Origin of the sequence: Vibrio sp. 10N.247.310.23 (genome assembly GCF_041467155.1) — a bacterium.
Classification (GTDB): Bacteria; Pseudomonadota; Gammaproteobacteria; order Enterobacterales; family Vibrionaceae; genus Vibrio; species Vibrio crassostreae_C.
Genome location: NZ_JBFSTZ010000003.1, coordinates 199,819 through 208,844 on the forward strand (window position 1 = coordinate 199,819; position 9,026 = coordinate 208,844).

Below are 9,026 nucleotides of genomic sequence, written 5' to 3' on the forward strand. Positions count from 1 at the left end.
GTACCAATCCCAATCGACACCTAATTCTCTCTATTTTTGTACAAGAAAATTGGGTGCCGACCACAATTTCAAACACAGATGTTTTCACATAAATCTCAAAAGTGATATCAATGCTTATATTGAATGATAATAATACAAAAGAGATATTTTTGATGAAAAAGACCCTACTCACTTGCTGTGCCCTTCTTGCCTTTTCTTCTTCGGCAATCGCTAATGTTCAGTTTTCGAATCCAGAAGGAGCTTTAGGCGAACCTTCTAATTACTCTCAATACCAAAATGTTTTGTCAGTTTCTGAACTTCAAATTTCAGATCCAAACGGAAAGAAAGGCAACAAAGACTATTTTGCGCTCGATAATAACTACGACGGCATTGTGAACAACAACTTCTATGTCGACAAAGAAAGTGAAGCGCTAGTCTTTACCATGAAGAATGACCACCTGCGCAACGAGCTACGCGTTCAGGAAAACTTCCGCACAGACTTAACAAATGAAACATACACATTAAGTTCGGAGGTGGAGATCATAAAACCTGAAGAGTCGATGAAGAACTCAGACTCTAAGCAAGACGAGATTACATTCCTACAAGTACATAACAAAGGCTTAGATGATCTTGGTACTCACAATGTCCCTCACCCTTTGCTTCGTGTTGTATGGAAACGTGACAATAATGGTATTGAAGGGCATTTCTGGGCAATCATTAAAAACAACGCTGTAATTTGTAAAGGATCGTTCGGCAAGAAAAACCAAGACAAGGAAATGTGCAAATCAGACGTAGCATATTCTCAGTATGATTTAGGCAAAGCACCACAAGGCAAACCAACAGCATTTGATTTAATCGTGGGTGATAAGAAACTTATTGTTGACGTAAACGGTGAACGTAAAGTTGAGCAGGATATTGACTACTGGCGTCACCTATTAAGCTACTTCAAAGCTGGCGTATACAACCAATTTACGAATGGACAAAGTGAAGCTCACTTCTACAAGCTAGAGTACACAGAGAAAAAGAGCTAGTTCGGTACTTAGCCTACAACTACATTAGCAATCAGAAAAAAACGAACTTGTTAACAAGTTCGTTTTTCTCTTTTCAATGTTATTGGTCATTGTCAATGAATTACAACTAATCAACAGTTAGGCAGCCGATTCCTTCTGTTGCTCCCAATACAATATGCCTTTATTTCGTTATTTGATTGGCTCTATTTTGAAAAGCAGTCAGTAGATAGTCGATAAAGACCTTCTTACGTTTCGGCATCAACTGCCTGTCTGCATACACTAGGCTTACTGAAACTTCCGGCATCTCATATTCAGGTAGCAAACGAATCAACTTGCCTGTCTTGAAGTGCTCACGACAAATGAATTCAGGAAGCACCGCCAAGCCGAGCCCATCTACACAAGCTGTTAGGCATGCCGTGATGGTATTCACCCGTAACTGACACGGCAGATCGATCAAAATCGACTCACCGCCTTCTAATTGTAAATGCCACTTGGGTAGACGCGCGGCCTTGTTCACCACCTCAATCATTCTGAATGGCGGTTCAAGATCATCGGGTGAAGAGACGTCATCGAACTGCTCTAAATACTCAGGGCTGGCTGCCAATACACGCTTTGATGTTGTGAGGTAGCGAGAAACCAAGCTCGAGTCCACTAGCTCACCAATTTGTGCGTAAAGATCGATACCCTCCGCAATGATGTCGACTTCTCGATTCGACAGTTCTAAGTTCAAAGTCACGTTAGGGTGCTCTTTTAGGAAGCTGTGGATGTATTTGGCTAATACTTGATGCCCCAATTCGACAGGCAACACAACATTCAACTGCCCTCGGATCAAATCCTGATTGGCTGAAACCTCTAGCTCAGCTTGGTTCATGATCTCTTGCATCTGCATGCTCGACTGATAAAAGCGCTCACCCTCTGGCGTTAAGACTAAACTTCGTGTCGAACGAGTGATCAACCTCACACCTAGATGCTGTTCCAGCTCGTCTAGCTTTCGGCTGACGGTCGACTTGGTCATGTTCAATGCTTCAGCTGCGTGCGTGAAACTCCCACAATCAACAACTTGTGTAAAAACAGTCACAGCATTTAAGTCCATCGTACTTCTCCCAAAGCGCCATTAGTTAGATTTTTGCAACAGTGTTTCCCTTTTTTCCTATCTTATCAATCAATCGAATTCATTTACAATTCGTTACATCTAAATAAAAACAAAATGAGAAAGAAAAAATGACAGAGAACAACAACGCTTCGCAAACAGTAAGCACAAAAAAACGTAAAAAAGCTCCGCTTATTGCTACTGCGATCATGCTGTCATTGGGTTTAGCCGGTGCTGGATACTGGTACGGCTATGGCCAGTACTTTGAATCTACCGACAATGCCTACCTACAAGGCGACATCACGAATATTAGCCCTAAGGTCTCTGGCTATATTGTTAAGTCTTATGTGAGTGATAACCAATCGGTTAAAGAAGGTGATTTGCTAGTTCAAATCGATGACCGTGATTACCAGTCAGCACTCGCTCAAGCAAACGCCCATTTAAGCGTCGTGCAATCAGACGTCAAAAATCTAGTGGCACAACAAACGTTACAACGTAGCAAGATCAATCAAGCAGAAAGCCGCGTTGATTCTGCACAAGCTGAATACGAACGCGCGATTCAACAAGTGGTACGTTCTCGTAGCTTACTAAAGCGTAACTACGCGTCTCAAGATGAAGTCGATAGCATGGTTGCACAACAAAAAGTAACTCAGGCAGATTTAGAAGAAGCAAAAGCAAACCTCGTTGCAACCAATGACCAATTAACCGTTATCGCTAGTGAGATTGAGCAAGCAAATGCATCCGTGACCGAAGCTCAAGCCCAGAGAGATCAAGCACAGCTTAACCTTGATTACACCAAAGTTTACGCGCCAGCAGATGGCGTGATTGGTAAACGCAGCGTACGTGAAGGCTTGCTGATTCAAGCAGGCGCACCACTGATGAGCTTGGTACCAAACAACCAAGTGTGGATTGAAGCCAACTTCAAAGAGACACAGCTAAGTGGTATTCACAAAGGTCAGACGGTTGAAGTAGAGCTGGATGCGTTCCCGGGGCAGCCTCTTGAAGGTGTGGTAGACAGTTTCTCCCCTGCGACTGGCGCTAAATTTGCGCTCCTACCACCAGAAAACGCGACCGGTAACTTCACTAAAATCGTTCAACGTGTACCGGTTAAAATTACTATTCCAGATCAGCAAGAGTTGAAAGGTCGACTGCTTCCTGGTTTGTCTGTGGTAGCGACCATCGATAAACGAGGCTAGACCATGAGTAACGCTGGTGTTGTCACCCAAACAAATGATGATGACGAGGTTTCGAGACGCCATTGGATCGCCCTATTTGGCGGCTTGATTGGCGCGTTTATGGCGATCTTGGATATTCAGATCACCAACTCGTCTCTCAAAGATATTCAAGGTGCGCTATCAGCCACCTTGGATGAAAGCTCGTGGATCTCTACGTCTTACCTAGTCGCAGAGATGATCGCTATCCCACTCAGTGGTTGGCTTTCTAAAGCGCTCGGTAAACGCCGTTATATCACGTGGACGACAGCCATTTTCACCATTTCATCTTTGTTGTGTTCGTTCTCTTGGAACATGACCTCGATGATCGTTTTCCGCGCGATGCAAGGCTTCAGTGGTGGTGCTCTAATCCCGCTTGCTTTCTCGCTGGTGATTCAGTTATTGCCGGTCAACAAGCGTGCTGTGGGTATGGCACTGTTTGGTGTAACCGCGACCTTTGCTCCATCGATTGGCCCTACCTTTGGTGGCTGGCTGACGGAGAACTTCTCGTGGCACTATATTTTCTACATCAATATTCCGCCAGCTTTGCTTGTGATCACCATGATCCGATATGGCTTGGACGATGAAAAGCTCGACCTTGGCACGCTGAAAAAAGCCGATTGGTTTGGTATCGCCACCATGGCATTAGGGCTAGGTTGTTTGGAAGTGGTGTTAGAAGAAGGTAACCGTGAAGAGTGGTTCAGTTCGAGCTTTATTATTGGCTTGAGTATCGTGTCGGCGGTGAGTTTGGTTTACTTCGTGATAAACGAACTCCAACACAAGAAGCCATTGGTTAACCTGCGGCTATTGCGGGATGGGCAATTTGCGATGTCTTGTATCGCCTATTTGATTCTAGGAATGGCATTGCTCGGCTCTATCTATGTTCTACCGATGTATCTCACTCAAATTCAGCAATATAACGCGATGGAAATTGGTGAAGTGCTAATGTGGATGGGTTTCCCACAGCTTCTGATATTCCCAATTGTGCCAAAGCTAACACAGATCATTAAGCCTAAGTACTTGGTTACCTTTGGCTTCGCGATGTTCGGTTTTAGTTGTTACGTAAATACACACATGACAATCGATTTTGGCGGGCAACAGCTGATTTTATCTATGGTTCTGCGTGCTATTGGTAGTCCGTTCATCATGGTTCCGCTGTCTTTGGTTGCCATGAAGAACATCAGCAAAATGGACACGCCAGACGCATCAACGTTAACCAACGTAATGCGGAACTTAGGGGGCGCTTTCAGCATCGCGATTATCGCTACGCTATTGGATAACAAAACCCGTGAGCACTTAGCACACATCAAGGAGTCGCTACCTTCAGTGAGTCAACTTGGTTGGCAGACGCTTCAGCAACAACAAGCGTTTTTCATTCAGTCAGGAAGTGATGCCGCAACTGCGATGCAACAAGCACAAGCAAGTTTGCTCGGCACAATGCAACGTGACGCAGCCATCATGGCTTACAACGATGTGTTCTTAATGATGACGGCGTTCTTGGCTCTAGCGGCAGTATTGATTCTAAACATGCGTGATTAACGCTAGAGTTTCGGTAAATAAAACTTCAAGCAAAGAACAACATTTCGAATAAAAACTCGAACAATAAAACAGAGAGGTGAGCTTATCGGCTTGCCTCTTTTTTATTTCTAAAACACGTATAACCCCACTAAAATCAGGTAAAAGTCACCTGCGTTTGAAGGCTTTCATAAATGTTATCTAATACTCTTTAATTACCAATAGTTTATTGAGTGTTTGTATGTGATATAGGCACCTTGACAATGTGCAACTTGACACCTAAATTAAAAAATAACATTTGGTATTAAGGAAAATGGATTTGACCTTACCAACAGACCTTCGAATTTTGATCGTCGACGACTCTAAAAGCGCAACAATACTTATTAAGCAGCAACTGGCTAGTTTGGGAGTTTCGCGCGACTGTATTTTTATTGCGACCGACTATCGAAAAGCCATTAAAGCGGTCGAGACACACTCTTTTCATGTACTCCTCATTGACTACCACTTAGAACAGTCTTTTACTGGCTTTGAGCTGTTGGGCATTCTGTATCGAAACCGCCTCATCGATCATACTGTGGCGACAATCTTGCTCTCTGGGGATATGCGTCAGGAAACAGTATTAACCGCCCTTTCAGGTGAAGCACACCACTTCGTTTCTAAACCGATTAATACTCAAACGTTGGGTAAAAAGATCCAAAGTGCCGTGTCCGTTTCAAAGAAACTCACCCAACTGAATGATTTGTATCCCATTGCCAGTCAAGAGAGATTAGCTCAAGCTTTGGCGATCTCCCCTAATGGTACTAGCGTTCAGTTCGAAGCGACATTGATTGAACATTTAATTGCAGGTAAGAAATGGCAGTTACTCTCTAGCGTCATTAACAACTCCAAAACCAACATGCACCCAACCAAATTGGTGGCTGAGGCGCTGATTCTCGACAGCTTAGGCAAGCCAAATTTAGCCATAGATAAGCTCCACAATTTTCTAATAGCACAGCCACTCTCATTGAGCGTGATTGACTGCTTAAGCTGTATCTATGAAAAACATAAAATGCTGCTGCCTGCTCTTAAATTAGCGATTCGTGCATTTGAGATGACTCCCAGCATCAGCCATCGTGCAATCAGGGCCATCGACTTAGCTGAGAACGCAGATAACACACATATGATCATAAAGTTAGGTGAGATGTATGCAACCCACATTTCAGCTGCTGACATTGATGTCATCCATTCCATTGGTGCGCACTTTAATTCCTTAAAAGCAACGTATCAGCGCGAGACGCAACTAAAGTACAAACGTATTTTGCTTGAGCACGCCAACCAATTCACCGAGTTGGTAAACCTGAAACTTCCGGTAAAACAACAGCAGCAAGTTTTGGCCAGCCTTGCCCTATTTCAGAGCAGCATATTGCTCATCGAAAATAGCCCTCAGATTGCCCACAAAAAAGTGATTAGAGCTTCGACACTGTTAGCGAACAATTTCCACAGCCAACCGACTTATTTGCTCACTCAGTTATTACCCATGCTCGCCCACTTTGGTGAGTACTCTCTTTATCATTTAACAGTGGAATGTCTCAAATCTCGTGGAGAAGCCATAAATCACCAACTTGAGTCCAAAAATGTCGACCCTTCAACGTGTATAAACATTGAAAATTTGGGTTCGATCCAAGAAATAAAGGACTACATTCACAGTTACCCATATTCAGTTGCCGCCAAACTTGACTATATATACGCCGTCAATAAAGCTCATATAGATGAGAAACTTAGCGACGACTATCTAGAAGAAATCTTACAGTTAGAACTTCCTCCAAAATGGAATCAATGGATTAGTGATTCATCAAGGTATGGTTTTTCCACTAAGCCGCCTAGCCCATTTTCAACATTCAGCCGACAGGAGTCCACATGCTAGACTTTGATGCTTTAAACGCCTATTTAGACAATGACAGAGACGTCATTTACGCCGTTTTGTCTACATATCAAGAAGACCATGGCAATTCGCTACAAGAGATCGAAGAGTTGGTTCAACAACAAGATTGGGGCAAGCTTCATTTTACCGTGCACACCTTAAAAGGCATTTTAGCCAGCTTTGGTGAAGAAACGGCCACAGTTGCATTGGAAAGAGTAGAACAAAACACACTCAATAAGCTTGCGCCGCAAGATGATGATCTTTCGGTTATCTACAGCGAAATAAAGATCATTAATCAGCAAATCGATGAGGTTCTTAGCACTTATTAGTCGATAGAATTAAAACGTGCATGGCGATACTTAACAGCCGACACAGCTAAAAGAGTTGAGGTGCTTGGAAACATTGAACCTCGACTCTTAACATTTTTCTCATCATTTCTCCTCTCAATTATAGTTCTAACCCACACCTATAAATTCACGTCATTTATCTAAATAAACCGATGTATAACACATGCTTTATAAACTATCCGTCTTAATGTTTTAAACGAAAAACCAACACACTTGATGAGATGCAAAATAGTTAAATATTTGTAGATCTTTTTGTGACATAAACATACGAAATTGCATTTTATTTATTGGTAAAGAAGAAATTGTTATCTACACTCTAATGAAACCAAGCGTTAATCACTTGGTGGCATAATAAAAAAACTAAAACGTTCAGTCGGCTAGATAAGGACAAGGAAATGAACAACGATAGTTTTGCTGCGTTTCAGGGGCTCACGGATGAAACACCCATTACCGAATCATTTTCTACCAGTGCAGACCCTTATGCTCATTATCTGAAAGATATTGTTGGCATTGATCTGCTGTCGCGTGAAGATGAGGTGTATTACGCAAAATTGAATCGCGCGGGTGATAAAAAAGCGCGTGATGTCATGATCGAATCAAACCTGCGCCTTGTTGTGAAAATCGCAAAGAGTTACCTAAAACGTAAAGGCAATAATTTCACCCTGCTCGACCTGATCGAGGAAGGCAACATTGGCTTGATTAAGGCCATCGACAAATACGATCCAGAACCAGGCTATCGTTTTTCAACCTATGCTGTTTGGTGGATCCGCGAAAACATTGAAGCCGCACTCATGAACACGGGTCGAACCGTTCGATTGCCAGCCCACGTGTGTAAAGAAATAAACAGCCTCGCCTCAAAAAAGCTCGATGCAAGCAAAAAAATGAGTAAAGAGGTTTCAATTTCTGAGCTATCAGACAGTTCAGGTGTAAAGGCCGAACGCGTCGATCAACTGGTGGCGTTAAGCGGGTTTATTGACGTGACGACAACGGTTGGAACTAGCCATGCGCCTATGGTGCTTGATCAATGCGAAAGTGAATATATCCCAGACCCTCAACAAGATTGTGAGGATCAATCCTTTACCCAAGCTCTAGAACAAATCATCTATACACTTCCTCCAAAATTACAAAAGGTGCTCATCCACCGTTTTGGTTTCTTTGATAACAAGGTGAAAACGCTGTCTGAGGTCGGACAAATGTTGGATGTGAATGTTTCTAATGAACGTGTTAGACAAATGCAGAAAGAAGCGGTCGAAAGAATTCAAAAACGACTCAAATTTGATGGTTGGGTGTAAGTCGTAACCCAGTTGAGAATTAGTTGAAAATAACGTTAAGCCAAAACAAAGACCTTTAGGGTGAGCCTCCAAGCTTGCCCTTTTTGTTTGCTGATTCGTTAGAAAAATAAAAAGATCGTAAGCACACGAACCCTAAGTCGCTAATCCCTAATGCCTAATGAAAAATGCCTAATGAAAAATGACAAATGCCACACCATTAACTTACCTTAAAGAAGTGACTCGCTCACTGCGCAAAATGAGATAATTGATATAAGTGGTTTCAAGACAATCTTGTTCCCACACTGATAAAATCCGTTTAGCCGCAAAATAATAATCTTTGTTTCTCAACAACATCCCAACGGTGCGGCTAAGCTTTTCAAATCGAACGTGATCGCTCGCAGAGATGTAGTCATCGTCACTTTCAATAATGGGCGCTAAACCATCAGCAAACCAATTATTCAATATTTCTCGCATCTCTAATTCAGACTCAGGCACATCCACACTCGACAACTCTCGATGTTGAGGCGGTGGCACTATGTACTTCGACGCTTGCGGTGAACTGACATAACGATACATGTCGTCCCTCCTGTCTAACGGACCCTTCTAATAATTAAGGACATATTTACCTGTTCTCAAGTTTATTTAGCGAAACAAAAAAATAAATAACAAAAGCCATGTATCAATAACTCTACATGGCTTTAAT

Annotated in this window: 8 protein-coding genes; 6 read left to right on the plus strand and 2 right to left on the minus strand. The window is 42.6% G+C overall.

The annotated features are described in order from the left end of the window. Positions 1 to 152 precede the first annotated feature (152 nt). The gene (locus AB6D93_RS03625; protein ID WP_017060503.1) at positions 153 to 1,010 is read left to right on the plus strand and encodes a polysaccharide lyase family 7 protein; all 858 of its coding nucleotides are present in this window, start codon (positions 153 to 155) and stop codon (positions 1,008 to 1,010) included. A 160-nt stretch (positions 1,011 to 1,170) separates the two neighbouring features. Here the strand turns inward: AB6D93_RS03625 and AB6D93_RS03630 are convergent, their stop codons facing one another. Beyond that, on the minus strand, positions 1,171 to 2,082 hold the full coding sequence (locus AB6D93_RS03630; RefSeq protein ID WP_017060504.1) for a LysR family transcriptional regulator: 912 nt from the start codon (positions 2,080 to 2,082) through the stop codon (positions 1,171 to 1,173). Positions 2,083 to 2,210: 128 nt separating this feature from the next. On the opposite strand from AB6D93_RS03630, the gene AB6D93_RS03635 reads away from it, so the two are divergent. The 5 genes from AB6D93_RS03635 to AB6D93_RS03655 all read left to right on the plus strand — a co-directional run bounded on the left by AB6D93_RS03635 (position 2,211) and on the right by AB6D93_RS03655 (position 8,344). After that, a complete protein-coding gene (locus AB6D93_RS03635; protein WP_017066726.1) occupies positions 2,211 to 3,275 on the plus strand; it encodes an HlyD family secretion protein in 1,065 nt (354 codons plus the stop codon). A 3-nt stretch (positions 3,276 to 3,278) separates the two neighbouring features. Beyond that, the gene (locus AB6D93_RS03640; protein ID WP_017060506.1) at positions 3,279 to 4,829 is read left to right on the plus strand and encodes a DHA2 family efflux MFS transporter permease subunit; all 1,551 of its coding nucleotides are present in this window, start codon (positions 3,279 to 3,281) and stop codon (positions 4,827 to 4,829) included. 289 nt (positions 4,830 to 5,118) lie between these two features. After that, complete coding sequence (locus tag AB6D93_RS03645) at positions 5,119 to 6,708, plus strand: response regulator (RefSeq protein WP_017064673.1); 1,590 nt, start codon at positions 5,119 to 5,121, stop codon at positions 6,706 to 6,708. Further along, on the plus strand, positions 6,702 to 7,034 hold the full coding sequence (locus tag AB6D93_RS03650; protein WP_102331898.1) for an Hpt domain-containing protein: 333 nt from the start codon (positions 6,702 to 6,704) through the stop codon (positions 7,032 to 7,034). The genes AB6D93_RS03645 and AB6D93_RS03650 overlap by 7 nt, the downstream gene beginning before the upstream one ends. A 413-nt stretch (positions 7,035 to 7,447) precedes the next feature. Next, the gene (locus tag AB6D93_RS03655) at positions 7,448 to 8,344 is read left to right on the plus strand and encodes an RNA polymerase sigma factor RpoD/SigA (protein WP_017060509.1); all 897 of its coding nucleotides are present in this window, start codon (positions 7,448 to 7,450) and stop codon (positions 8,342 to 8,344) included. A gap of 201 nt (positions 8,345 to 8,545) precedes the next feature. Here AB6D93_RS03655 and AB6D93_RS03660 read toward each other — a convergent pair whose 3' ends face one another. Continuing rightward, a complete protein-coding gene (locus AB6D93_RS03660) occupies positions 8,546 to 8,899 on the minus strand; it encodes a hypothetical protein (RefSeq protein ID WP_017060510.1) in 354 nt (117 codons plus the stop codon). Positions 8,900 to 9,026 lie beyond the last annotated feature (127 nt).